21 protein-coding genes, 1 tRNA gene and 1 riboswitch are annotated in these 24,847 nt (G+C 64.6%); of the genes, 14 read left to right on the plus strand and 8 right to left on the minus strand.

The features are described 5' to 3' along the window. Window positions 1–5: 5 nt before the first annotated feature. Together apaG and AABF56_RS21285 are read right to left on the minus strand one after the other, a co-directional pair. Window positions 6–398 (minus strand): Co2+/Mg2+ efflux protein ApaG, encoded by a 393-nt coding sequence (apaG, locus tag AABF56_RS21280; RefSeq protein ID WP_244767336.1) that lies wholly within the window; start codon window positions 396–398, stop codon window positions 6–8. Window positions 399–524: 126 nt separating this feature from the next. Beyond that, entirely contained in the window at window positions 525–1,709 is a 1,185-nt protein-coding gene (locus AABF56_RS21285) for an O-succinylhomoserine sulfhydrylase (protein ID WP_272804270.1), read from the minus strand. Window positions 1,710–1,752: 43 nt separating this feature from the next. Then, window positions 1,753–1,831, minus strand: a riboswitch (SAM riboswitch). A gap of 162 nt (window positions 1,832–1,993) precedes the next feature. Here AABF56_RS21285 and AABF56_RS21290 point away from each other — a divergent pair. The 8 genes from AABF56_RS21290 to AABF56_RS21325 all read left to right on the plus strand — a co-directional run bounded on the left by AABF56_RS21290 (window position 1,994) and on the right by AABF56_RS21325 (window position 10,507). Then, window positions 1,994–3,103, plus strand: a complete 1,110-nt coding sequence (locus tag AABF56_RS21290; protein WP_244767338.1) for a 2'-deoxycytidine 5'-triphosphate deaminase — start codon at window positions 1,994–1,996, stop codon at window positions 3,101–3,103. A 150-nt stretch (window positions 3,104–3,253) separates the two neighbouring features. Then, window positions 3,254–4,396 carry an ABC transporter ATP-binding protein gene (locus AABF56_RS21295; RefSeq protein WP_272804271.1) on the plus strand — a complete coding sequence of 381 codons (1,143 nt, stop codon included), beginning with the start codon at window positions 3,254–3,256 and terminating at the stop codon, window positions 4,394–4,396. 22 nt (window positions 4,397–4,418) lie between these two features. Further along, window positions 4,419–5,651, plus strand: coding sequence for an ABC transporter substrate-binding protein (locus AABF56_RS21300; protein WP_272804272.1), 1,233 nt, complete (start codon window positions 4,419–4,421; stop codon window positions 5,649–5,651). A 152-nt stretch (window positions 5,652–5,803) separates the two neighbouring features. After that, complete coding sequence (locus tag AABF56_RS21305) at window positions 5,804–6,685, plus strand: carbohydrate ABC transporter permease (protein WP_336314394.1); 882 nt, start codon at window positions 5,804–5,806, stop codon at window positions 6,683–6,685. Further along, a complete protein-coding gene (locus tag AABF56_RS21310; RefSeq protein WP_272804274.1) occupies window positions 6,678–7,490 on the plus strand; it encodes a carbohydrate ABC transporter permease in 813 nt (270 codons plus the stop codon). The genes AABF56_RS21305 and AABF56_RS21310 overlap by 8 nt, the downstream gene beginning before the upstream one ends. A gap of 2 nt (window positions 7,491–7,492) precedes the next feature. After that, the gene (locus tag AABF56_RS21315; RefSeq protein ID WP_272807391.1) at window positions 7,493–9,193 is read left to right on the plus strand and encodes an amylo-alpha-1,6-glucosidase; all 1,701 of its coding nucleotides are present in this window, start codon (window positions 7,493–7,495) and stop codon (window positions 9,191–9,193) included. Window positions 9,194–9,207: 14 nt separating this feature from the next. Beyond that, the gene (locus AABF56_RS21320) at window positions 9,208–10,239 is read left to right on the plus strand and encodes a LacI family DNA-binding transcriptional regulator (RefSeq protein ID WP_244767344.1); all 1,032 of its coding nucleotides are present in this window, start codon (window positions 9,208–9,210) and stop codon (window positions 10,237–10,239) included. Between the two features lie 194 nt (window positions 10,240–10,433). Continuing rightward, window positions 10,434–10,507: transfer RNA gene (locus tag AABF56_RS21325), tRNA-Gly, on the plus strand. Window positions 10,508–10,717: 210 nt separating this feature from the next. Here AABF56_RS21325 and AABF56_RS21330 read toward each other — a convergent pair. Further along, complete coding sequence (locus tag AABF56_RS21330; RefSeq protein WP_272804275.1) at window positions 10,718–11,500, minus strand: IclR family transcriptional regulator; 783 nt, start codon at window positions 11,498–11,500, stop codon at window positions 10,718–10,720. Between the two features lie 251 nt (window positions 11,501–11,751). Between AABF56_RS21330 and AABF56_RS21335 the strand changes: the two genes are divergently transcribed. Further along, window positions 11,752–13,836 (plus strand): TonB-dependent receptor, encoded by a 2,085-nt coding sequence (locus tag AABF56_RS21335; RefSeq protein ID WP_272804276.1) that lies wholly within the window; start codon window positions 11,752–11,754, stop codon window positions 13,834–13,836. A 60-nt stretch (window positions 13,837–13,896) separates the two neighbouring features. Here the strand turns inward: AABF56_RS21335 and AABF56_RS21340 are convergent, their stop codons facing one another. From AABF56_RS21340 to AABF56_RS21355, 4 genes are read right to left on the minus strand one after another with little or no spacing between them, the layout of a single operon-like run. Continuing rightward, window positions 13,897–14,850 (minus strand): ABC transporter substrate-binding protein, encoded by a 954-nt coding sequence (locus tag AABF56_RS21340; protein ID WP_272804277.1) that lies wholly within the window; start codon window positions 14,848–14,850, stop codon window positions 13,897–13,899. 10 nt (window positions 14,851–14,860) lie between these two features. Continuing rightward, window positions 14,861–15,925: a FecCD family ABC transporter permease gene (locus AABF56_RS21345; protein WP_272804278.1), complete on the minus strand. Its 1,065-nt coding sequence runs from the start codon at window positions 15,923–15,925 to the stop codon at window positions 14,861–14,863. Further along, window positions 15,922–16,935, minus strand: a complete 1,014-nt coding sequence (locus AABF56_RS21350) for a FecCD family ABC transporter permease (RefSeq protein WP_272804279.1) — start codon at window positions 16,933–16,935, stop codon at window positions 15,922–15,924. The genes AABF56_RS21345 and AABF56_RS21350 overlap by 4 nt, the downstream gene beginning before the upstream one ends. After that, window positions 16,932–17,726: an ABC transporter ATP-binding protein gene (locus AABF56_RS21355; RefSeq protein ID WP_272804280.1), complete on the minus strand. Its 795-nt coding sequence runs from the start codon at window positions 17,724–17,726 to the stop codon at window positions 16,932–16,934. The genes AABF56_RS21350 and AABF56_RS21355 overlap by 4 nt, the downstream gene beginning before the upstream one ends. A 107-nt stretch (window positions 17,727–17,833) precedes the next feature. On the opposite strand from AABF56_RS21355, the gene AABF56_RS21360 reads away from it, so the two are divergent. Next, window positions 17,834–19,141: an NtaA/DmoA family FMN-dependent monooxygenase gene (locus tag AABF56_RS21360; RefSeq protein ID WP_272804281.1), complete on the plus strand. Its 1,308-nt coding sequence runs from the start codon at window positions 17,834–17,836 to the stop codon at window positions 19,139–19,141. Window positions 19,142–19,254: 113 nt separating this feature from the next. Here the strand turns inward: AABF56_RS21360 and AABF56_RS21365 are convergent, their stop codons facing one another. Continuing rightward, on the minus strand, window positions 19,255–20,103 hold the full coding sequence (locus tag AABF56_RS21365) for an IclR family transcriptional regulator (RefSeq protein ID WP_272804282.1): 849 nt from the start codon (window positions 20,101–20,103) through the stop codon (window positions 19,255–19,257). Between the two features lie 149 nt (window positions 20,104–20,252). Here AABF56_RS21365 and AABF56_RS21370 point away from each other — a divergent pair, with 149 nt between their 5' ends. The 4 genes from AABF56_RS21370 to AABF56_RS21385 all read left to right on the plus strand — a co-directional run bounded on the left by AABF56_RS21370 (window position 20,253) and on the right by AABF56_RS21385 (window position 24,783). Further along, window positions 20,253–21,254: a Bug family tripartite tricarboxylate transporter substrate binding protein gene (locus AABF56_RS21370; protein WP_272804283.1), complete on the plus strand. Its 1,002-nt coding sequence runs from the start codon at window positions 20,253–20,255 to the stop codon at window positions 21,252–21,254. A 106-nt stretch (window positions 21,255–21,360) separates the two neighbouring features. Next, window positions 21,361–22,779 carry an MmgE/PrpD family protein gene (locus AABF56_RS21375; protein ID WP_272804284.1) on the plus strand — a complete coding sequence of 473 codons (1,419 nt, stop codon included), beginning with the start codon at window positions 21,361–21,363 and terminating at the stop codon, window positions 22,777–22,779. A gap of 45 nt (window positions 22,780–22,824) precedes the next feature. Beyond that, window positions 22,825–23,274 (plus strand): tripartite tricarboxylate transporter TctB family protein, encoded by a 450-nt coding sequence (locus AABF56_RS21380; RefSeq protein ID WP_272804285.1) that lies wholly within the window; start codon window positions 22,825–22,827, stop codon window positions 23,272–23,274. 3 nt (window positions 23,275–23,277) lie between these two features. Then, the gene (locus tag AABF56_RS21385) at window positions 23,278–24,783 is read left to right on the plus strand and encodes a tripartite tricarboxylate transporter permease (protein ID WP_272804286.1); all 1,506 of its coding nucleotides are present in this window, start codon (window positions 23,278–23,280) and stop codon (window positions 24,781–24,783) included. Window positions 24,784–24,847: the final 64 nt, after the last annotated feature.

Consider the following 24,847-nt stretch of genomic DNA (forward strand, 5'->3'; position numbering starts at 1 on the left):
CGCGCCTAGTTCAGCGTGCGCGCCTGCCCCGGCGTATCCAGCGAAAAGGCCGGTATCGCCACATCGAACGCCTCGCCGTTTTCCGCTTCCATGCGATAGCGGCCGAACATGATGCCCGAGGGTGTTTCGAGCGGGCAGCCGGAGGAATATTCGTAGGTGTCGCCGGGACGCAGCACCGGCTGTTCGCCGATCACGCCATGGCCGTTCACCTCGTCGACCTGGCCGTTCTGGTCGGTAATGTGCCAGTAGCGTGTCATCAGCCGCACGGCGACGTCGGAATGGTTCGCGATGACCACCCGGTATCCCCACACATAGCGGCTGTCGTCGGGATCGGACTGGTCGGCCAGATAGTACGGCTCTACGGTCACTTCGATGTCGCGGGTCAGCGCACGATACATGGGCAAGCCTTGAACTGATTAGCTTCTGCTATTCTACACGAATGTGGTTTCGTCAAGGATAAGCAAAGAAAGCACCGGCCTCCTCGGCCGGTGCTTCCGCATTTGTCCAGCGATGGGGCGAAGGGCTCAGGCCTTGATCCTGGAGAGCGCGCGGGCAAAATCCTCGATGAGGTCTTCGCTGTCCTCGATGCCGGCCGAAAAGCGTACGGTGCCGGCCGAAATGCCGAGCTCGGCGCGTGCCTCGTCCGTCAGGTTCTTGTGCGTCGTCGTTGCCGGATGGGTGATGAGGCTCTTGGCATCGCCGAGATTGTTGGAGATCTTCACGACCTCAAGCGCATCCTGCAGCGCAAAAGCCGCATCCTTGCCGCCCTTCAGCTCGAAGCAGACGAGCGTCGAGCCGCCCGACATCTGCTTGGCGATGATATCGGCCTGCGGATGGTCCTTGCGACCCGGATAGATCACGCGGGCGACCTCCGTCCGGTCGGCGAGGAAGTCCGCGATGCGGCTGGCATTCTCCGTCTGCTGCTTGACGCGCAGCGGCAGCGTCTCGATGCCCTTCAGCAGCGTCCAGGCGTTGAATGGCGACATGGCCGGGCCCGTGTGGCGGAAATAGTCGTGCAGGTTCTCGTCGATCCACGCCTTGTCCGACAGCACCACGCCGCCGAGGCAGCGGCCCTGGCCGTCGATATGCTTGGTGGCCGAATAGACGACGACATGCGCGCCGAGCTCCAGCGGCTTCTGGAAGAGCGGCGTCGCGAAGACGTTGTCGACGACGACCTTGGCGCCGATCTGGTTGGCGAGGCGTGCGACGCCGGCGATGTCGACCACTTCCAGCGTCGGGTTTGTCGGGCTTTCGAGGAAGAAGACCTTGGTGTTCTTCCGGATCGCTTTTTCCCAGTTGGAGAGGTCGCGGCCGTCGATCAGCGTGCATTCGATGCCGTATTTCGGCGCGAGCGTCTCGACCACCCAGCGGCAGGAGCCGAAGAGCGCGCGGGCGGCGACGATATGGTCGCCGGCCTTGAGCTGGCAGAGGATCGCGGCGGAGACGGCGGCCATGCCGGATGCGGTGGCGCGCGCATCCTCGGCGCCTTCCAGCATGCACATGCGCTTTTCGAACATGTCGTTGGTCGGGCTGCCGTAGCGGGCATAGATGAAGCCATCCGTCTCGCCCTTGAAGCGGGCTTCGGCCGCCGCCGAGGTGTCGTAGACGAAGCCTTGCGTCAGGAAGATAGCTTCGGCGGTTTCGCCGTGCTGGGAGCGGGTGGTTCCGCCGTGAACGAGTTGGGTGGCGGGGCGCCAGGACTTGCTCATGTGATCGTCGCCTTCAAACAAAAAAACCGGCCGCAAAAGCAGGCCGGTTTCGAACCCGGCCTTTTTAGCTACTTGTTTTACGTGGCTGCAAGCCGGCCGGCCAAATCACCACGGGATAATCTGCTAATACTGCGCCCCCGCGCTTGCGTCAATTGGCGGCTTTTGGTTTTGTGCGGGCCTTCCGGGTATTGTTCCGAAACGTGGGCATCGGTTTTCGGAAGAAGCGATACGAAAAGCAGACGGCCGGACCATCCGGCCCGCTGCTCTGACGGGACGGTGTGACGATGGGTGGTTCTGCGACACGCAGCACGGGCATTCTGGCGGACAACGCCATTCGCGGCCTGTTCGACAGCGGCAGGCTGGCGAGCGAGACGGTGCTGGATGACGACCAGATCCAGCCGGCGAGCCTCGACCTGCGGCTCGGTGCGAAAGCCTTCCGTGTGCGGGCAAGCTTCCTTCCGGGGCCGTCCCACCTCGTTGCCGACAAGCTCGACCGCCTGCAGCTGCACGTCATCGACCTCACGCAGGGCGCGGTGCTGGAGACGGGCTGCGTCTACATCGTGCCGCTGATGGAGAGCCTGGACCTGCCGGCGGAGCTGGCGGCGTCGGCCAACCCGAAGAGCTCCACCGGCCGCCTGGATATCTTCACCCGCGTCATCACCGATCGTGCGCAGGAGTTCGACAAGATCCCCGCCGGCTATTCCGGCCCGCTCTATCTCGAAATCTCGCCGCGCACCTTCCCGATCGTCGTGCGCCGCGGCTCGCGCCTGTCGCAAATCCGTTTCCGCAAGGGCAATGCCCTGCTCGGCGAAGGCGAACTGCTCGCCCTCCACGGCACGGATACGCTCGTCGCCAGCGAGACGCCGAACGTCTCCGGCGGCGGCATCGCGCTTTCCATCGACCTCAAGGGCACCGGCCCGGACGGGCTGATCGGCTATCGCGGCAAGCACCACACCTCCGTCGTCGATGTCGACCGCAAGAACCAGCACGACATCTTCGATTTCTGGGAGCCGCTGTTCAGCCGCGGCCGCAACGAACTGATCCTCGATCCCGACGAGTTCTATATCCTCGTCTCCCGCGAGGCCGTGCACGTCCCGCCGCTCTATGCCGCCGAGATGACGCCCTTCGATCCGCTCGTCGGCGAGTTCCGCGTGCACTATGCCGGCTTTTTCGATCCCGGCTTCGGCCATGCCCCGGCCGGCGGCTCCGGCAGCCGCGCCGTCCTGGAGGTGCGCAGCCACGAGGTGCCCTTCATCCTCGAGCACGGCCAGATCGTCGGCCGCCTCGTCTACGAGCACATGCTCGCCGCACCCGAGGGTCTCTACGGCTCCGGCCTTGGCTCCAACTATCAGGCACAGGGCCTGAAGCTGTCGAAACATTTCCGCGCCGGATGACACCGCTCCCGCAAGGGCGTGCGGCGGCTGCATCGCGACCGGTTCCCTGTTCATTTTCCGCTTTACAAATGAAGTTAAACGTTTTTATTATGATATAAACGTTTAACAAGGGCTGAGAGCCCGGACGTTTCGCCGACAGGGAGGACGTCGTTGGCATCGATCCGCATCGAGAATCTCCGCAAGGGTTTTGGCGCTCTGGAGGTGCTGAAAGGCATCGACCTCGATATCGCCGATGGTGAATTCGTCTGCTTCCTCGGCCCTTCCGGCTGCGGCAAGAGCACGCTGCTGCGCTCCATCGCCGGCCTGGAGGAACTGGACGGCGGCGCCATCCGCCTCGGCGACCGCGACATCACCCATGTGCCTTCCGCCAGGCGCGACATCGCCATGGTCTTCCAGAACTATGCGCTCTACCCGCACATGAACGTGCGCAAGAACCTCTCCTTCGGCCTGGCGCTGAACGGCATGAAGCGCGACGAGATCGACCGCCGTGTCGAAAGCGCCGCGGACATCCTGCGCATCAAGGAATTGCTTGCCCGCAAGCCGCGCCAGCTCTCGGGCGGCCAGCGCCAGCGCGTCGCCATCGGCCGCGCCATCGTGCGCGAGCCGAAACTCTTCCTGCTCGACGAGCCGCTGTCGAACCTCGACGCGGGCCTGCGCGTCACCATGCGCGTCGAGCTTGCCGCCCTGCACGCCCGCCTCGGCGCGACCATGATCTACGTGACGCACGACCAGGTCGAGGCGATGACGCTCTCCGACCGCGTGGTCGTGCTCGACAAGGGCAAGGTCAGCCAGTTCGGCACTCCGCTGGAGCTGTTCTATCAGCCCGCCAACCTCTTCGTCGCCGGCTTCATCGGTTCGCCGCGCATGAATTTCGTGGAGGCGGAGGTCGCGGCGCAGGAAGGCACCCACATCACGCTGTCGGGCGGTGGCCTGAAACGATCGGTCGTCTTCGAGGCGGAAGCCGCGCCCATGATTGACGGCAAGGTCACCCTCGGCATCCGGCCGGACAGGATCGAGATCGTCCCGCCCGGCGAAGGGGAACTGACAGGCATTGTCCGCCTCGTCGAACGGCTCGGTACGGAAAGCCATGTCCATCTCAGCCTCGAGGATGGCCGCGACATGACGGCGGTGGTGCGCGGCACGCATCCGGTCGCGAATGGCGAGACGGTCCATCTGAGGCTGCCCGCGCCGCATTGCTACCTGTTCGACGCGGAAGGCCGGGCGGTGCGCCGCCGCCTCGATGCGGAGACCGAGGCGCTCATCGTCAACGAGAAGGGCAAGCGGGTCGCCTGACCCGTCAAAGGAGGAAATGGGAATGAGGAAGAACACGACAGTCATCGCCGGTTCGCTGGCCGCCTTCCTGCTGGCGGGCAGCGTCTCGGCGCGCGCCGAAGAAGTGCTGCGCTTTGCCACCTGGGATTCCGACGAGAGCCTCGCCATCCAGCAGGCGATCGCGAAGAAATTCGAGGAGAAGCATCCGGGCGTGAAGGTGCAGGTCGAGCCCTATGCCGACGGCTACGACCAGAAGCTCGTCGCCGCCTTCGGCGCGGGCAGCCCGCCCGATGTCATGTATATGTGGAACTTCCCGCAATACTACACGTCGCTGATGCCGCTCGATGACCTGATCGCCAGGGACGCTGCCGAGATCAAGCCGGATGATATTCCGCAAGGCCTGATGAACACGACGCGCGTCGAGGGCAAGACCTACGGCATGCCGTCGGGCTTCACCACCCAGGTCGTGTTCTACAACAAGGACATGTTCAAGGCCGCGGGTGTGGAGGAGCCGAAGGAGGGCTGGACCTGGGACGACCTGCGTGCCAAGGCCGCGAAATTCCGCGACAAGGACAACAAGGTCTACGGCTTTGCGGTCGATGCCAAGCCGGACCCCTATGATTTCGAGCAGTTCCTCTGGTCGAACGGCACGAAATACATCTCCGACGACGGCAAGACGATCGACGGCTACATGAACAGCGATGCGGCCGCGGAGGTCCTCGACATGTTCGGCGACATGGCCAGGAAGGAAGAGGCCGCCACGCTGCATCTCGGCGATGACACGTCCGGCGATGCGCTCTTCAAGGGCGGCAAGATCGCCATGTTCCAGAGCGCTATGTGGTCGAAGGCGGGCATCGATGCCGCGGGCTTTGGCTACGGCGTCGCGCCGCTGCCGAAGTTCGGCGACAAGCCGGCCCATTCGGCGCTCGGCGTTTCGGCCATGTCGATCGCCAAGGATGCCAAGCAGCCGGACCTTGCCTGGGAATTCGTCAAGTTCTTCTCCTCGCCGGAGGCGGTCGCCATGCGCACCAACGACCTTCCGGTCCGCACCAGCGTTGCGGAGGAGAAGGGCATGACCAGCGACCCGGTCTACAAGCCGTTCTTCGACATCCTCGCGACCTCCGATATCGAGACCCATGCATTCCTGAAGAACCGGAACTGGGGCAAGGTGCAGGACAATCTCGCCCGCGCCATCGAGGCGACGATGATCGACCAGGGCAATGCCAAGGCGCATCTCGACGATGCCGTGAAGCGCTCGCAACGTTTCCTGAAATAGGCGGCCTTGCCGCTGTCCCCCTTCTCCCCGCCGAGGAGGAGGGGCAAGCCACCCTTTTCGTTCCAGGCGAAGTCTTGGGGGAGTGAAACGTGACCATCGCAGCCACCGCGCCCGCGGTCGTGCAGAAACGGCGATCCGCCTTTTCGCGCCACATGACGGCCTATCTCTTCATCTCCCCGTGGATCCTGGGTTTCCTGTTCTTCACCCTCGGCCCGCTGCTCTTCTCGCTCACCATGAGCTTTCATGACTGGCCGGTCGTCGGCGAGCGCACCTTCATCGGCTTCGACAATTACCGCACGATGCTGCTCGAAGATCCGCAGTTCTGGGAAAGCCTCTGGATCACGGTGAAATTCGCCGCGATCTACGTGCCCTTCAACATCGTCATGTCCTTCCTCATCGCGCTGATGCTGCATCACGCGACCTTTGCCAGCGGCTTCTTCCGCACGGCCTTCTATCTGCCGAGCGTCATTTCCGGCGTCGCGCTGGTGACGATCTGGAGCTGGATCTACAGCCGCGAATACGGCCTCCTGAACTTCATGCTGTCGCTCGTCGGCGTGGACGGGCCGAACTGGCTCGGCGATCCCGGCCTTGCCATCGTCGCCATCATCATCGCCAGCCTCTGGGGCTTCGGCGGAACCATGCTGATCCTGCTGACGGGCCTCAAGGCCATCCCGACGGAACTCTACGAGGCGGCGACCGTCTCCGGCGTGCCGGGCTGGGCGCAGATGCTGTTCATCACCCTGCCGATGCTCGGCCCCATGCTGCTCTTCACCTTCATCACCTCGATCATCGCCGCCTTCCAGCAACTGACGATCGCCCTCCTGATGACCAAGGGCGGCCCACTCGGCTCCACCTATTTCTTCGCCATGTACATCTACGACAACGCCTTCAAGTATTTCGACATGGGCTATGCCGCCGCCGGCTCCTGGGTGATGTTCCTCATCGTGCTGATGCTGAGCCTGCTCGTCATGCGCTGGTCCTCCGCCTGGGTCTATTACGAGGGCGAGGTGAAGGGAGGCGACCGCAATGCGTAAGACGCTGCTCTATTCCGCCCTCGTCCTGCTCTCGGCGCTCTTCATCGCGCCCTTCTACTGGACCTTCATGACGGCCATCAAAAGCCAGGCCGACCTCTACCAGTTCCCGCCGGTCTTCTGGCCCTCCGAATGGCACTTCGAAAACTTCGCCATCGCCTGGAACAAGCAGCCCTTCGGCACCTACCTGACAAATTCGCTGATCGTCGTGGTCTTCTCGACCATCGGCCAGCTCATCTCCTCGTCTCTCGTCGCCTACGGCTTCGCCCGCTTCCGCTTTCCCGGCCGCGATCCGCTGTTCATCCTGCTGCTCGCCACCATGATGATCCCGTGGGACGTGAAGATGATTCCGCTCTACATGGAGTTCAACCTGCTCGGCTGGATCAACACGCTGAAGCCGCTCATCGTGCCCGCCTATTTCGCCGACGCCTTCTTCGTCTTCCTGCTGCGCCAGTACATCATGACGGTGCCGGTCGAGATCGACGAGGCCGCGCGCATGGACGGGGCGAACGCCTTCGACATCTACTGGCGCATCCACCTGCCGCTGATGATGCCGGCGCTGGTGCTGGTCGGCACCTTCCATTTCATGAATGCCTGGAACGACTATCTCGGCCCGCTGATCTTCCTCAACGACCAGTCCATGTACACGCTCACCCTCGGCCTCTCCATGTTCAAGGGCCTGCATGAGGTGGACGTAACGTCGATCGCCGCGATCACCGTCGTGCTCTGCCTGCCGCCGCTGGCGCTGTTCTTCCTGGCGCAGCGCTACATCATGGACGGTGCCGTCGGCTCCTCGGTCAAGGGATGATGATGCTGTTCGACATCGACCATGTCCCGTTCAGCAGGCGGGGCCGCTTTCTCACCCTGTCGATGATGACGGTGCCGGGCGGGGAGGGGATACGCGCCCTTTGTCTCCGCTTCGTCGCCGGCGGCGACGAGCGTCCCTCGCTCGGCCGGCTCTGTCGCGTGGAATTTCTCGACGAAGCCGGCAACCGGGCGACACCCGCCTTCGAGCTTGCGCCGGAACAGCTCATCGCCCGCATCGGCAGGGGCGAAATCGCCTTTGCCATCGGCGAGAGCGAGTGCCTCCATCTGCGCGGCCGGGAGGCCGGTGTGCGCTTCCACCTGGAAGGCTCGCGCTACGACTACGTCTACCGCACGCCGCAGGGCGAACAGTGCCTCGTCGCAGCCGTCGAAAACGTCAAGTTCATCCCGCGCACCGTTGCCGGCACGCTCGACGTCACCGGTGCATGGCAGCGGGACCATTCGGAAAAGGTCAGCTTCGCCTTTTCCGGCAAGACCTTCGAGGCCAGCGTCGATTTCTTCCGCACGGTGCCGTCCGCGGTGCATCCGGGCCACTACGCCGATGCGCTGGCGGGCGTATCGGCGGATTTTTCCGCCTGGCACGCGCGCATGCCAAAGGCCCTTGCCGGGCAGGAGGAGGCGCAGCGCCTTGCCAGCTATCTGCTCTGGGCGAATGGCGTTCCGGCCGGCGGCGCGCTGACGCGCCCGGCGATCTACATGTCCAAGAACCACATGATCAACATCTGGAGCTGGGACAATGCCTTTTCCGCCCTCGGTGTCGCCTGCGTCGATGCGGACCTCGCCTTCGACCAGCTCGCCGTCATCTTCGATCACCAGGACGCCTCCGGCCTCTTGCCGGACTATATCAACGACCGCGACGTGCTCTTCGCCTTCACCAAACCGCCGGTGCACGGCTGGGCCGTCTCGCTGATCGAGGCCGATCATCCCGGATTCCTGACGCCCGACCGCAAGACCTATCTCTGCGAAAAAATCGGCAGGCAGGTCGACTACTGGCTCACCCACGCCCGCGCCGATGATAAAACACTGCCGGGCTATTTCCACGGCAACGACAGCGGCTGGGACAACGCCACCTTCTTCGCCGAGGGCGGCCCCGTCGTCTCGCCCGACCTTCCGACCTTCCTGATCCTCGCCTGCGACACGCTCGCCACCCTTCTGGAGGACGATCCTGTCCGTGCCGCCGAATGGCGGGCAAAGGCGGAGGACCTGCAAAACCTGCTGGTCGAACTCCTGTGGACGGGCGAAACGTTTTGTGCCCGGCTTGCCGACGACCCGGCGCGCATATTGCCCGACCGGAACCTCATCCAGTTCATGCCGCTCCTTCTGGGTGACCGCCTGCCGCGCGCCATGGTGCAAAAACTCGTTGCCCGGCTAACGGACGGCGGCTTCATCACCGAATGGGGTCCCGCGACGGAAAGCCCGCAAAGCCCGCTCTACGAGGATGACGGCTATTGGCGCGGGCCGATCTGGGCGCCGACGACACTGCTCCTCTGGGATGGCCTTCGCCGGCAGGGGGAAATGGAGCTTGCCAGGACGATCGCGGAAAAGTTCTGTTCTCTTGCCGCCAAAAACGGTATGGCCGAGAACTTCGATGCCCGGTCGGGGAGGGGCTTGCGGGACCGGGCTTTCGCCTGGACATCCGCCGCCTATATGCTCCTCGCCGCCTCCCTCAGCCAGGACCAGCCGTAGCGAGCCGAGACGCGATGCACAGACCGACGATCAAGACCATCGCGCAGGAAACCGGGCTTTCGATCGCCACCGTATCGAAGGCGCTGAACGACAGCCCGCAGGTGCGCCCGGAAACCCGCGCCATCGTCGTCGCCGCCGCCGAGCGCGTCGGCTACCAGCTCAACATGCATGGCGTGCAGCTGCGCACCGGAAAGACCTACCAGGTCGCCGCCATCATGACCGCGCCCGGCCCCAAGCAGAACGAGTGGGAAGGCGTGGAATACGCCCAGCTTCTCAGCGGCATCTCCTGGGCGCTGGAGGAAAGCCCCTACCGCGTCTCGCTCTATGCCGTGCGCAATTTCGAGGAAAGCCTTGCGACCATCCGGCAGATCGTCTCGCTGAAGAAGGCCGACGGCATCATCGTCTCGGGCACGCGGGCGGACGATCCGCGCGTGCGCATCATGCAGGACGCGGATTTTCCCTTCGTCACCTATGGCACGACGATCCACAATGCCCCCCATGCCTATGTCGATGCCGACAACGAGCAGATGATCCGCCATTCGGTGGCGCGCCTTGCCGAGCGCGGCCACCGCCGCATCGCGCTCATCAATCCGATGGCCCAGCTCAGCTACGCCATCACGCGCCTCGACGCCTACCGCCGCGCCCTCGAAACGGCCGGGCTTGCCTTCGACCCCGCCCTCGTCGCGCATGGCCACCTGACCCCGGCCTTCGGCCGCGAGAACGTGCTCCTCATGTCGGACCTGCCGGACCCGCCGACCGCCTATATCTGCGCCAACGAAGCCTCGGCGCTCGGCGCCTTCTCGGGCTTCCATGCCCGCGGCCTCGTGCACGGGCGAGATGCCGTCATCAACGCGACCGACGACCTCAATGTCAGCCAGTACTTCGCCCCGCCGATCACCACCTATTTCCTGCCTATCCACGAGCCGAGCGAGTTGCTCGGCAGCTACATCCTGCGCCGCATGGAGGGCGAAGCACCCGAGGCGCTGCAGACCCTCATCATGCCCAAGCTGATCGAACGCTCGGACGACCGGCTGGCAAAGGACTGAAGAAAAAGATCGCCCTTCGTGAAGCCGAGGGCGGTCATCGCGCCCTGTCCTGCCATGGCCCGCCGCACCCGGCGCGGATCGCCCCGGGGTGCATCGCCGTCCAGAAGGAAATCGGACGGATTGACGGCGCTTCTCCGCGCCTTCGCTTGACACGCCCGGCGAACTGTTGAATGACTGCGCCGTCGCGCTGCCTTGCGGGTATGATGTAATGGTAGCCTGTCAGCTTCCCAAGCTGAACGCGCGGGTTCGATTCCCGCTACCCGCTCCAGTTCCTGCTCGCTGAGTTTCACCGGGATTTGCAGCTGGAATCCAACGGCTGTGCCGTTTTTCCCATTCCGGTGCCTTCTCCTGAAGGCGGTTGCTGGCAGACGCTGCGCCGCCGTCGCCGGAGCAAGCCTTTGCAAATCCGGTGGCCTGTTCAGACGCGCGCCCACCAAGCCTGGCGCTTGGGGGACACGGTCGATCCGAGCCCGCGCCGCTATCCGCCGTTCGTCTCCTTGTTGGCGGATTGCGCGGCGTGCAGGAGGGCGTCGCGGTCTTCCGGCGCGCGCAACTGGCCGAGGTCCGTGACGGTCGTCATGACGCATACGAGTTCGTTCTGCGCGTCGAAGACCGGTGCTGCCTGCCCCGTCACGCCGGAAAGCAGGTGGCTGGTCAGTTCGGCCCAATTGGCGGCGCGGATGGCGGCCAGCTGTTCCTTTTTCGCCGCCGCGCCCCTGAAATGCGAAGGCTGCAGGTGCCGGGCCTTCCTGATCATTTCCTGAGGAAGGAACGCCTGAAACATCAGCCCGCAGGCGGTGTTGTCGATGGGAAGGACATCGCCCAGCCCGAGCGAGCTGATCGAGAAATCCGCGCTGCGATACCAGCGGACCAGCACCGGGCCGCGATCGGTCCAGATCGCGACCCCGCCGCTGACCGCGTGCTTGCGCGCCAGCTCCTTCATATGGCGCGCGGCGATCTCGACCGGCTCGATCCGCTTCAGGGCGCTGACGCCCATGTTGAGCGCCGTCGAACCGAGATCATAAAGTCCGGTCGCCGGATCCTGCGCGGCAAGTCCTTCCTTGATGAGGCTTTGCATGTAGCGGTGGGCAGTCGACAATCCGGTGCCGGTCTCTCGGGCAAGCAGGCTCAGCGAAAGGGGGCCGGCGGCGCTGGCGAGCGCATTGAGAAAGCGCGCAGCGATGGAGATGGACTGAATGGTTCCCGATCGTTTTCCCGCTGGTGTCCCGTCGGCAGTGCCGGAAGAGGAGCTTTGGGGCAAGTCGTTCCTTTCGGCGCGATAGCTGCGCCAGTCTAGCAGCCGCAGGCTGCGGCTCTCCGTGCGGCCGCACGATAGAGGCCGTTCCCCGTTTCATCAACCACGACAGCGAAGCCGCGGCATGCCGTTGCGCGCGGGCAACAGGGTGGGCCGGTTTCGCGCGGCGTGGATATTGTCGGTGCCCGGCTGTTGAATTGTGGAATTCATTCTGTAATGTGGAACTTGACTTATGTAGTCAAGTTTGGGGTTCGGGGATGAAACTGAGCAGATATTGCAGGCTGATGAACGGCGTGAGCGCGGCTGCGCTTTGCGCGTTGGTGGAAACGCAGGCCCTGGCGCAGGATGCCGCGGAAAGTTCCGGCGCGACGGAACTGCAGGCGATCGTCGTGACGGGCGAAAAGGTCACGCGCAGCATTCAGCGCACGGCAAGCTCCGTCGTGGTGATCACGGCGGAAGACATAGAAGAAAAAGTCCAGGCCGCGCATGTGGACGATTTCCTGCGCGACACGCCGAACGTCCTTTATCATGACACGGTCAGTGCGCCGGTCATCCGCGGGATGGACGGACAGGGGTCCAACTTCGGCTCGGGTGCGTTCTTCGGTGGTACGGTGCCGCGTGCGAGGATCAATCTCGATGGTCACAATCTCGGTTTCTGGGAAACCGTGTTTGGAACGACGAGCGTCTGGGATGTCGAGAATATCGAGGTCTTCCGCGGCCCGCAGACGACGACGCAGGGTGCAAACAGCATCGCCGGCGCGATCATCGTGAATACAAAGGATCCGACCTTCACACCCGAAGCCGCCGCGCAGCTTGAATACGGCAGCGGCAACAACAAGCGGGCGTCCGTGGCCGTGTCGGGTCCGATCATCGAGGACGAGCTGGCGGCTCGACTTTCGCTGGATTACAGCGGCCGGGATACCTTCATCGACTATATCAATGCCCTTTACAACAAGGGCGCCACCGATACGGATTTCGAGGCCTTCAGCGGGCGCTTCAAGCTGCTCTGGCAGCCTGCGGAAATCCCGGGGCTCGAATCCAAGCTGACGATAGCGCACATGCGGTCGAACCGGCCGACATCGGAGGCCGCGTCCCTTCCCTATGACGACCTGAACAGCGCGACCCTGTCGATGCCGACCTATGAGGCGCGCACATGGACCGGCATCCATGACCTCAGCTATGATTTCGGGAACGGCATCAAGCTGAGCAATCAGTTCCAGTATTCGGACGGCCATACCAAGCGCGTCGCCGAGCCCTTCGCCAACGGCGGCGCGACGATGGACTACAAGGACGTCTCGAACGAAACGCGGATCAACTTCGGCAGCGAAGACGACGTCATCAGTGGCGTCGCCGGCATCTATTATAATCACGTCACGTCGGAAGACCTGCTTTATACGCGCGGCGTATCCCATTTCGACGACACCAAGGACAGCCTTGGCCTCTTCTCCGAGGCGACATGGCGCTTTGCGGAACAGTGGTCCCTGACCGGCGGCCTGCGCTACCAGTACGACCGGGTCCAGCGATCCGGCACCTCCAGCTTCAGCACCCAGGCCCTCGATTTCGACGAAAGCTTCGATGCCCTGCTGCCGAAGATCTCGCTCGCCTATGACATCACGCCGGATGTCACGGTCGGCGCCCTTGTCAACCGGGGTTACAATCCCGGTGGCGCAGGGCTCAGCTTCGTGACGGGGCAGTATTATGCCTTCAAGCCCGAGACGCTCTGGAACTATGAGCTGTTCACCCGCATCCGCACGCTGGATGACCGCCTGACGGTGAACGCGAACGCCTTCTACACGCGGCACAAGAATTCGCAGCGCGTCGTGCCCGACTATCTCAACGGCGTTCTCTTCGGCAGCATCGTCCTCAATGCGGACAAGGCGGAATCCTATGGTCTGGAAGTCAGCGCGGACTACGAGGCGCTCGACAATCTGCGCATTCGCGCCGGGGTCGGTTTGCTGCACACGGAACTCAGCCGCTTCACGAATCCGGCTGGCACCGCCTTCGAGGGCAACGAGTTCGGTAAGGCGCCGAGCTATACGTTGAGCCTCGGCGTGGACTGGGACGTCACGGAAAACGTCACCTTGAGCGCCGATGTCCGGCATACGGATGGTTATTATTCAACGGATGAGAACTATCCCGCCTATTGGGTGGATTCCTACACGGTCGCCAACGCCCGCCTGACCTACAAGCCGCAGGAGAACTGGCAGCTCTACGCCTATGTCGACAACATATTCGACGAGCGCGCGCCGACCTGGAAGTATGACGATCGCACGGCCGGCGGCATCGTCGCCTCCATGCTGGAGCCGCGTGAATACGGCGTCGGGCTCAGGGTGAAGTTCTGATTGGAAACAGGAACGGGCGAGCCGGAGCCGGCCCGCCCGTTCTCCCGTCGATCTTTCCGTCTACCGCTTGAGCCAGGCTTCCACTGCATCGAGCGTGTGTTCGGCGCTCGCGATGGTCGGCATCGCCACCTTGGCGGAATCGAGATAGAGGACACGTCCTTCCTTCGCCGGAGCCAGGAACCTTTCCCAGCCCGGAACGATGCGCTCCAGCGCGGCCTTTGTCCCCTGTGCGTCGCGCGCGTCGCCCATATAGGTATTCATCAGGACCAGGAGATCGGGATTGAGGCGCCCGAACGCCTCCGCGCCGAGTGGCACGAGCAGCATGGAGCCACCCTGGCCGGCCGGCGCATTTTCCGCAGCCAGCGACAGGCGGGTGTAGCCGAGGTCCTCGAGGGCCTGCACCGCGCCGGACATGTTCCCGAGGGCATTGAGCTGGTCGGTCAGAAACACGGCTAGATAGGTCTTCTGCTTTCCATCGTCCGGCAGGGCCTTGCGAACGGCCGCCAGCCGGGCGGCATAGGCGGATCGGCGCGCGGCGAACGCTTCCTTTCGTCCGACGACGTTCGCGAGTTCTTCCTCCACGCTGAAACCGTGCGCCTTGCCGGTGCTGACATTCTGCAGATAGACCGGAGCCACGGTGGAAAGCTGCTCGACCTTCTCGACATCGAGTTCCATGCCGACGATGAGGTCGGGCGCGAGTGCCCGGAGCTTTTCGAGGTCGATCTGCCCGACGGGCCCGATGCCGCGCGGCTTTACGCGGCCAGGTCCGAAGACCGTGTCCACGAAATCCACCGGGGTGATGAAGCTGCCGTCGTCCTTGCGGCCGTAGCTGCCGACGACGTCGACGCCGAGTTCCATCAGCGGAAGGCCGAGCAGCGGCTCGTGCATGACGACGACGCGGGCAGGCTGCTCGGGAATCGCAACCGAACGTCCCGTATCGTCCGTGACCGTCCGGTCCGCAGCCAGGGCCGAGCTTGCTGCGAGGATTGCGGCGAGGAGGGTGGGAAAGCGCATGGCGAACCTTTCAATGGAGCTGCGATCGGCGAAGCGCCTGAAGGCGCAGCGCGAGGATGAAAAGCGGAACGCCGATCAGCGTGAGGCCGAGGCCGATCGGAAGAGGCAGGTCTCGAACAACCGAGCGAGCGAGCGTGTCGGCCGCAACCACCAGGATCCCCCCGGTGAGCGCCGCGAGGAAGAGCCGGGCGCGCCCGGTCGCAGGGGACAGGAAACCCGCGAGCTGCGGCGCGAGCACGCCAAGGAAGGTGAGCGGCCCGACGGCCGTCACCGCTGACGCCGACAGAAGGACCGCGAAGATCAGGAGAAGCGGACGCGACCGGCGTACCGGTTCGCCAAGGGCCATCGCGAACTCGTTTCCGAGGTCGTAAGCGCTTGTGGCGCGCCCAAGCAGGAAGAGGCCGAGCAAGCTGGCGCAGAACAGCGGGGCAAAGGTCGCGATTGCGTTCCAGTTCGCCTGGAAAAGCGATCCCGCCATCCAGTCGGCAAGGGCAAGCGAGGTCTCCGGCGGGGTATAGAGCAGGAGGAGGGACCCGACCGAGGAAAGAACGGTCTCGACGGCGATGCCCATCAGCAGGATGGCGAGCCCGCTCGCCCGTTCGCCACCCACCAGCCAAAGAAGCAAGAGCGCGACGGCAAGCCCGCCTGCAAGGGCGGCCAGCGCGACGGCAACCTTCGGTGCGGCCGGAACGAAGACCAGCAGCAGCATGATGGTCGTCATCGAGCCCTGGCTGAGGCCGAGGAGACCCGGATCGGCAAGCGGATTGCGGGTGATGGACTGCAGCATGGCGCCGGCGAGCGCCACGGCCCATCCCGCCATGAAACCCATGACGATGCGGGGCAGCCGAACCGTCCAGAGCGCATAGGCCTGATCGGCAGAAGCCGGCTCTCCCGCCAAGATTCGCAGAAACTCGCGGAAGCCCGTCTCCGTTATCCCGGAGCCCAGCGAGACGAGGGCCAGAAGGATCGCCCCGGCAAGCAGGGCCGCGGCGGCGGCGAGATTGCCGACACGGATTTCCAGCCCGCAGGAAAAGCGCAGCACCCGCCTGCCGTCGATGGCCCGCGCGGATCTCATGCCTGGTCTCTCACGGCAGGCGACAGATAGAAGCGCTTGACGATCATCGCAAAGGCGAGCCCGCCAAGAAGGTCCATGACCAGTCCCGTGTGCAGCACATAGGGATGGAAAGCCTCTCGCGCGCCGAAATCGGCAAGAAGGCAGATGCCCGCCCCCGACAGCAGGCAGCAGGGAAGGGCGAGGGCGACATTCGCGCCGGCGAACGGCCGGACAAGATGTGGCACGACGAGGCCGATGAAGCCGATAGGGCCGCAGATCGCGACCGCCGAACCCGCGCCGACGACGGCGGCGGCAAGGGCAAGCGTCGAGACCGGCCTGACATTGACCCCGGCGGATGCGGCCTTTTCCGCGCCGAGCAGGATGAGCGTCAGGGCGCGGGAAAGCGCGCCGAGGATGAGCAGGCAAAGGACGCCGATCCACCAGAAGGCGTATAGCCGGTCGATGTAGACGTGATTGACGTTGCCGCTGACCCAGCTGAGGAAATCGGCGCGCCGCATGGGATCGGACAGCATGAGCGCATTGGTCGTGCCGACCAGAAGCATCGACACGAGCGCGCCCGACAGGATGAGGGACAGGCCGCGCGGGTCGTTGTTTCTGCCCGCCAGCCGCGTGACGGCAAGGCTTGCAAGGAAACCGCCGACGGCACCGACGAGGGCGGCGAATCCCTGCGCCTCAAGACCGAGATCGAGCAGGAAGACCCCGGCGATGACGGCAAGCGCCGCACCGGAATTGATGCCGAGGGTTGATGGAGAGGCAAGCGGATTGCGCACCAGCCCCTGGAGAACGCAGCCGGCAGCTGCCGTCATCGCGCCGGCATAGATCGCGATCAGCGCGCGCGGCAGACGTTGGAAGAGGACGACCGACTGGTCGTAGCTCCCGGCTTCTCCGCGCGACAGCGCCGTCAGCGCCTCGGTGACGGGAGGCGCGTCACGGCCGAGGAAGAGGTGCAATCCCAGCGCAGCCAGGAGCAGCAGCGACAGCACAGCCGGGAGAAGGGCGCGGCGTCTCATGCCGAGGCCGATGCGGAAGGGGCAAGACGGGGCAGGCAGACAAGCCGGCCGTCGTGCGGGAAGATGTCTGCGTCGAGGTCGAAAACCCGGGCGATATTCTCGCTCGTAATGGTCGCGCTGACCGGTCCGGTTGCCAGGATATGACCGGCATTCATCAGAACGATATCGTCGGCGAAGGTCGCGGCGAGGTTGAGATCGTGCAGCACCATGATCACCGTCTTGCCGTGTTGCCGCACCAGTGCACGCACCAGGCCGAGAACGGCGTATTGATACTTGACGTCGAGATGATTGACCGGTTCGTCCATCAGGATGATGTCGGTGTCCTGCGCGAGCACCATGGCGATCCAGGCGCGCTGGCGCTGCCCGCCCGAAAGCGTGTTCACCTGAAGATGGGCCTTGTCCGCCAGGCCGACCGTCTCCAGGGCCTCGCGGAAAAGCTGCCGGTCGCGATCGGACGGGCCGCCGACGAGCGCGTAGCGGGAATAGCCGGCAAGCTCGACAAGTTCCCCCAGCGTCATGTAGTCCGGGCAGAAGCTCTCCTGCGGCAGATAGGCGATGCGTCTTGCCAGCCTGCGCCGGCCGATTTGCCCGATGGGCTGTCCGTCCAGGATGATGTCTCCCTGCATTTTCGGCAGGAAACCCATGACCGCCTTGAGAAGGGTCGATTTGCCGCAACCGTTCGGTCCCGCGAGCACCGTCAGCCGGCCGGGCGCGAATTCCGCGGAAACCCGCATCAGGACAGGCGTTTGCCCATAGGACGCCGTGAGATTGGACAATGTGAGCGATGACATGAAACCGTTCCGAAGCGCTTGTCGCGACGCTAAACTGGAGTAATAGAGGAAGCAATTACAGAATTGGAATAGCTTCCGCAATGCGGGATGGCTCGGGATGGTGGATCATGGACGCCTGCAGGAGAATTCACATCGGCATGTCGCTGGCCCCGACCTGGCTCAGCGGGGACGCCTGGCGCCGTGCCGACAGTGACGTCGAAGGCATCCTCTCAAGCGATTATTATGTCGACGTCGCGCGGCGTTCGGAGGCCGCGCATCTCGATTTCGTCTTCCGCCCCGACACGCTGTTCCTGCCGCCGCACATGCTGGAAAGCGGCCCGGGCTTCACAAGCCTCGACCCGACGGTCCTGCTTGCCGCGCTGGCGCGGGAGACGACGCATGTCGGCCTGCTCTCGACCGTCTCCACGACCTTCCTTCCGCCCTATGTCGTGGCCCGGCAGATCCAGTCGCTGCATTGGCTGAGCAAGGGCCGGGCGGGCTGGAACATCGTCACGGCGCTTGATGGGAACGAGAACTTCGGCCTTGCGGAAATGCCCTCCGCCGAGGAGCGCTACGAACGCGCGGCGGAATTCACCGAGTTGGTGCGCCGTCTCTGGCAGAGCTATCCGGCGGACGCGATAAAGGCCGATCGCGCGAGCGGGGTCTATGCCGATGCCGGACGGGTCAGGCCGATCGAGCATGTCGGCAAGCACCTGAGCGTCAGGGGCCCCCTGACATTGCCGGATTTCGGCAAGGCGCGCATCCCGCTCATCCAGGCCGGCGCATCGGCGGCAGGGCGGAATTTCGCCGCGTCGGTCGCCGACGCCGTCTTCGCTTCGACGCCGGACAAGCAGGCGGCGATCGACCTGCGCCGCGACCTCCGCGACAGGGCGGCGGGCCATGGCCGCAAAGCCGACGATATCCTGCTCATGCCTGGCCTCAGTCTTTATCTCGCCGATAGCCGCGCGGAGGCGCGCGACCTGTTCGCCGCGACGCATGCCCGCGCCGACCGCGCACGAACACTTGCCTCCATCCGCGCGATGATCGGCCTCGATCTCACCGACTGGCCCGACGACAGGAGGATCGCCGCAAAGGACCTGCCGCTCCCGCCGGAGGCGCCACGCAGCCGCACCCACAGCGAGCTTTTGCGCCGTGCGATCATTCAGGGCGAGCCTACGGTCGGCGAGCTTTTGCGCCTGCCGGAGGTCATGGCGTCCGCCCATTGGCAGATCGTCGGCACGGTCGAGGACGCGGTCGCCGAAATCCGGGACTGGACGGCCGATGGGGCGATAGACGGGTTCATCGCCGTGCCGGGCGGTTCCGTCACGTCGATGCGGATGGTCCTGGAAAAGCTTGTGCCGGCACTGGCCGGAGAGGGTCTGTTCAGGCAGCGCTACGAAGCCGGCACGTTCATTGGGCACCTGAAGGAAAGGTAGCTGCCAGTTCCATCGCCTGTGACTCCGGGCGGCGCAATCCGATCCGGGACCTGGAGCATTTCCAGCCGATGCGCGATCGCTTCGGCGTCGGATAATGCGGCAAAAGCAAGAGCCTAGACGTGTTCCACCAGACTGCCGAGGATCGCGGCATCGTCCTCGATGGCAAGGGTTCCAGCGTCACGCGCGGAGGATGCGCCCATGCCCGCCTGAAGCTCCTCGGAAAACTGCCGGGCGGCGTCGCGGACGTCGGCGGCGAGGTCTTCGTCGGATTCGGGATGGGACCGCTTCAGGATGCGCGCCAGGCTGCCGATGACGACGCCTTCGTCATTGAAGATCGGCGCCGCGATGGCGGCGAGGCCGGATTCGAAGGTGCCGACCGTGATGCAATGGCCGGCCTTCCGGATGGCGGTCATCCGCCGGCGGAAATCCGTCCAATTGTCGCCGAGGCCGGCTTCGGCGATGTCCGAACTGCTGCGCAGGAAGAGAGACTTCATCCGCGCCGATGGAAGATTGGCGAGGATCGCAAGCGAGGCGGCACCCTTGTACAGGGAGAAAGGCAGGCCGCGTGCTCTGAGGAGCCGGAGCGGCGCCTCGCCGGACGGGTCGCTGTTTTCCTGGCGCAGGCAGAGCACCCGGTCGCCCCACAAGCCACACAGGATCATGACGCTGTCCGGCACGGCGCGGGCGCGTTCCGGCATGATCCGGTTGCCGACGGAGGTCATCGGGTCACTGATCTGGATCTTGCGTTCGAGCTCGACGATGCGCGGCCCGAGCGAATAGTTGCCGCGGCTCAGCTGAACGAGTAGGCCCGCATTACAAAGCACGCGCAGATAGCGATAGGTCGTGGACCGCGACAGGTCGAGCGTCTCTGCGATCTGCTCGGGCGAGACCGTCGGACTGTTTTCGTCCAGGAGATCGAGGATCTCGAACGCCCGGTCGATGCTGGTTTTTTCCCCTGCCACCTTTTCCATCGTCTGCAATGCCTTCCGCTGTTTGAAGGCACCATACAGAAAATAGAAAATATCGCAACATTCAGAACTTGATGTTTTTCCCAAATAATGGCACAAACTCCAAGTCGGAAATGGGAGCCGATCGCTGAACGGAGGAAAACATGACCACCCGCAGAGCCTTGATTCGTACTTTTGCCCGCCTCGGCCTTGCCGTATTGGCCAGTGGCACGCTTACCGGTGCTGCGCCCGTTGTGGCTGCGGCTGCAGGCTTTCCCGATCGTCCGGTGACGATTGTCGTGCCCTTCCCGCCGGCCGGCCCGCCGGATCTCCTGGCCCGCGCCATCGGCGAACACCTTTCGAAGGCCTGGGGCCGGCCGGTGCTGGTCGAAAACAAGCCCGGGGCCAATGGGGTGGTCGCGACGCAGTTCGTCGCCAATGCGCAGGCGGACGGCTACACGATCCTCGTCGGCAGCGTCGCCACGCACGCCATGAACCGTGCCCTGCGGCCGGATCTGCCCTTCGACACGCTGACGGCGTTCGAGCCCGTCACCCAGCTCGGGTTCACCCCGATGCTCATAACCGCCCATCCTTCGACCGGCATCACGACGATTGCGCAGCTCGTCGAGAAGGCGAAGGCCGAGCCGGAATCCATCACCTATGCCTCGGTCGGGCAGGGCAGCGCGGCGCATCTGGCGGCCGAGCTTTTCCAGGCTGCGGCGGGCATCAGGCTGGTGCACGTGCCCTATGACGGAATCGCCCAGGCGAGCCTCGACCTGATTTCCGGCCAGGTCGATCTCGGCTTCTCGAATGTCGTCAACATGTTGCCCTATGTGAAGGACGGCAAGAGCAACGCCCTGGCCGTGACCGACACGACCCGCGCTGCCATCCTGCCGGATGTGCCGACGCTTGCCGAAGCCTATCCCGGCATCGACGTGCGCCTCTGGTGGGGGATTTTCACGCCGGCGGGAACGCCCTCCGACGTGATCGACAAGCTGTCCGCGGAGATCAACGTTGCACTGAAGGACAAGGCGCTGATCGACAAATGGGCTGAATCGGCAACGACGATCGTCGGCAGCACCCCGGCCGACTTCAAGGCTCTCGTCAATGCCGACGCCGAGAAATGGGGCAAGGTCATCAAGGATGCCAACATCGTCGCCCAATAGGCGACGAGCGGACTGGAGCGGTTCCAGCAGGGGTACGGAGCGGCTTTGCGTCCGCAATTGTGCCGAGACAAGGAGTTGGAAACGCTCCAAGCAAGAGGATATGCCCGTGAGTACCAGTCTTTCGCTCGGCCTTGCCGAGTTTGTGAAGAATGCGGATATCGCCGATGCCGGCGAGGATGCCGTCGAACTTGCCAAGCGCGTCATCGTCGACACGGTCGCGGTGATCCTGTCGGGCGCCGGCAGCGAGGTTGCCGGACCCATGCTCGACTATGTTTCCCGCATGGGGCAGGGCGCCGTGCCGCTGATCGGAACGGATGCGTCCGCCAGCGCACCGGCAGCAGCGCTGGTCGGCGGCACGTTCGGCGCGGCGCTCGATTTCGACGATGTCCTGTCGATGATGCCGGGACATCCCGCCGCCGTCATCATGCCGGCGCTGATTGCCCAGTGCTACGACGCGCCGATCTCCGGCCGCGACTTCGTCGATGCCTATATCGTCGGCCTCGAAGTCGGCTCCAAGCTCTCGCAAGGCGTCGGCATCCGTCACTATCAGCGCGGCTATCACACGACCGGTACGATCGCGCTGTTCTGCGCGGTGGCGGCGCTCGCCCGTCGCTTCGATCTCACCGTGGACGAAACGCGCATGGCGATGAGTCTTGCCGCCTCGACGGCCTCCGGCATCCAGGCTAATTTCGGCACGATGACCAAGCCGCTGCATTCCGGCTGGGCGGCGCAATCGGCGGTCATCGCCGTTGACCTCGTCCGCGCAGGCTTCACCGCCTCGCTCTCGGCGCTGGAGGACAAGGGCGGTTATCTCTCGGCCTATGGCACGGAGGAGAGCGACGCCGGCAAGGTCCTGCCGCTTCTCGGCAACCCGTGGACGATCGTCTCGCCCGGCATCGCGCTGAAGAAGTTCCCGACCTGCTATGCGACGCACCGCGCCATCGATGGTGTGGCGGAAATCGAGCGCGAGGTCGGACCGCTGCTCGGCCAGCTTGAAAAGCTGACCTGCCGCGTCGTTCCCGGAGCACTTCTGCCTTTGCGGTTCAACCGGCCGAGGACCGGTCTCGAAGGCAAGTTCAGCATGCCCTATGGCCTCGCCGTCGCCATGCTCGACCGTCACCTGACCATCGCCTCCTTCGAGGACGCCGCCGTGCTGCGGCCGGAGATCTGGTCGCTCTACGACCGGATCGAGGTCGTCGAGGACGAGGCCTGCGGCGCGGAGGACCCGGACTACAACAGGAAGAGCGCCGGAACGCGCGGTTTTGTCGTCGTCGAGGCACGGCTCACCGACGGTCGTACCGTCATGCGCCGGGTCGACACCGCGCCCGGCCATCCCAAGCGCCCGCTGAGCTGGGCGGACCTCAACACCAAATTCCTCGATTGCGCCAAAAGCTGCGGCGTGGACGCCGGCGTCGCGCAAGCAGCCTTCGAGGCGTTGAAGGACCTCGAAAAGGCCGCGGACGTGGCAGCGCTCCTGCGCCCGCTCGTGCCCTCGGCGAAACGACGCGCGGACGCCGCGCAATAGGACGATCAGGACGCTGGTCCAGGCCGGCGTCCGGGAGGAGAACCCATGAGGACCAGATTTTACGCCACGGCCGATGGCCAGGCAGGATTATTCTTTGCGCTGTTCGGCTTGTTCGTCGCCTGGCAGTCGCTGCGATATCCCCTCGGGCGCGGCGCCCAGATGGGGCCTGGCATGTTTCCCCTGGCGCTGGGCGTGCTTCTTGTCGTCGTCGGGCTGCTCGTGACGGCCAAGGCGGTGCGGGCCGGGCATCCGGCCGCGCCGCCCTTCGAATGGCGGTCCGCCATCGTGGTCACGGCGGCCATTCTCGTGGCGGGGGCGCTGCTGCTGACGGCCGGCCTTTTCGTCGCCATTCCGGCGCTGGTGCTGATCTCGGCGCTCGCGGCGCGCAATAGCCGCCTTCCGGCCGTGCTCGTCTCCGCCGCCGCGCTGACCGTCATGGCCTGGCTCCTGTTCATCGTCGGGCTGGATCTGCGGATCCCTACTTTCTGGATGTGAACGATGGACCTTTTCACCAATCTCCTGGCGGGTTTTGCGACATCCCTCCAGCCGGCGAACCTTCTCTATTGCCTGGTCGGCGTCATCGTCGGCACGGCGATCGGCGTCCTGCCGGGCCTCGGCCCGCTGGCGACGATCTCCATGCTCCTGCCGCTCACCTATGCGCTGGATCCGGTGTCCGCGCTCATCATGCTGGCCGGCATCTACTACGGCGCGCAATATGGCGGCTCGACGACGGCGATCCTCGTCAACCTGCCGGGCGAGGCCTCCTCGGTCGTCACCGCCATCGACGGGCACAAGATGGCCAATGCCGGCCGCGCCGGCGCCGCGCTCGCCATCGCCGCGCTCGCCTCCGTCTTCGCCGGCACCGTCTCGACCTTCTTCGTCGCGGGCTTTTCGCCCGTCCTTGCGAATGTCGCCCTGTCCTTCGGTCCCGCGGAATATTTCTCGCTGATGGTCGTCGGTCTCGTGGCGGCGGTCATCCTGGCGCACGGCTCGCTGCTGAAGGCGGTTGGCATGGTGCTCGTCGGCCTCGTTCTGGGCAGCGTCGGCATCGACAATAACAGCGGCGCCTATCGCTTCACCTTCGGCTCGCTGGAGCTTTCGACCGGCATCGAGTTCGTTTCGGTCGCCATGGGCCTCTTCGCCTTCGCCGACATCATCGCCCATGTCGGCGAGAAGACCAGCAACACGCCGGTCCTTCACCGGATCACGCGGCTGTGGCCGTCGCGGGAGGATTTTCGCGATGCGACGCCGGCGGCGGCGCGCGGCACGCTGCTCGGCTCCGTCCTCGGCATTCTGCCGGGTGGCGGCGCGGCGCTCGCCTCCTTCTCCGCCTATACGCTGGAAAAGAAGGTTTCCCGGCATCCCGAGCGTTTCGGCAATGGCGCGGTCGAAGGCGTCGCCGGTCCGGAGGCCGCCAACAATGCGGCGGCGCAGACCTCCTTCATCCCCATGCTGACGCTCGGTATCCCCTCGAACGGCACCATGGCCCTGATGATGGGCGCCATGATGATCCACAACATCGCGCCCGGTCCGCAGGTCATCACCCAGCAGCCGGTGCTCTTCTGGGGCCTCATCACGTCGATGTTCGTCGGCAATGTCATGCTGGTGCTGCTCAACCTGCCGCTCGTCGGCATCTGGGTGAAGCTGATCTCGGTGCCCTACCGCTACCTCTATCCGGCCATCCTCGTCTTCTGCGTCATCGGGCTCTACAGCATCCAGAACCAGACGTTCGAGATCATGACCGCGGCGGTCTTCGGTTTCGTCGGCTACCTTTTCATGCGCATGAAATGCGAGCCGGCGCCGCTTCTGCTCGGCTTCATTCTCGGGCCCATGCTGGAATCGAACCTGAAGCGCGCCTTGCTTCTCGCTAAGGGCGATGCGACGACCTTCGTGACGCGGCCGGTCTCCGCAGTGCTGCTTCTGGTCGCCGCGCTGCTGTTGGCAACCGTCATCCTTCCCCAGTTCCGAAAGAAGCGCGAGGAGGTCTTCACGGAAGAAGCCTGAGCGGCCGGATGGCGATGCGCCGCCCGCCGGCGCGTCGCGGCCACCCCCGAAAATGCCTTTGTCC

The sequence above is a fragment of the Shinella sp. WSC3-e genome, from assembly GCF_945994535.1.
GTDB lineage: Bacteria > Pseudomonadota > Alphaproteobacteria > Rhizobiales > Rhizobiaceae > Shinella > Shinella yambaruensis.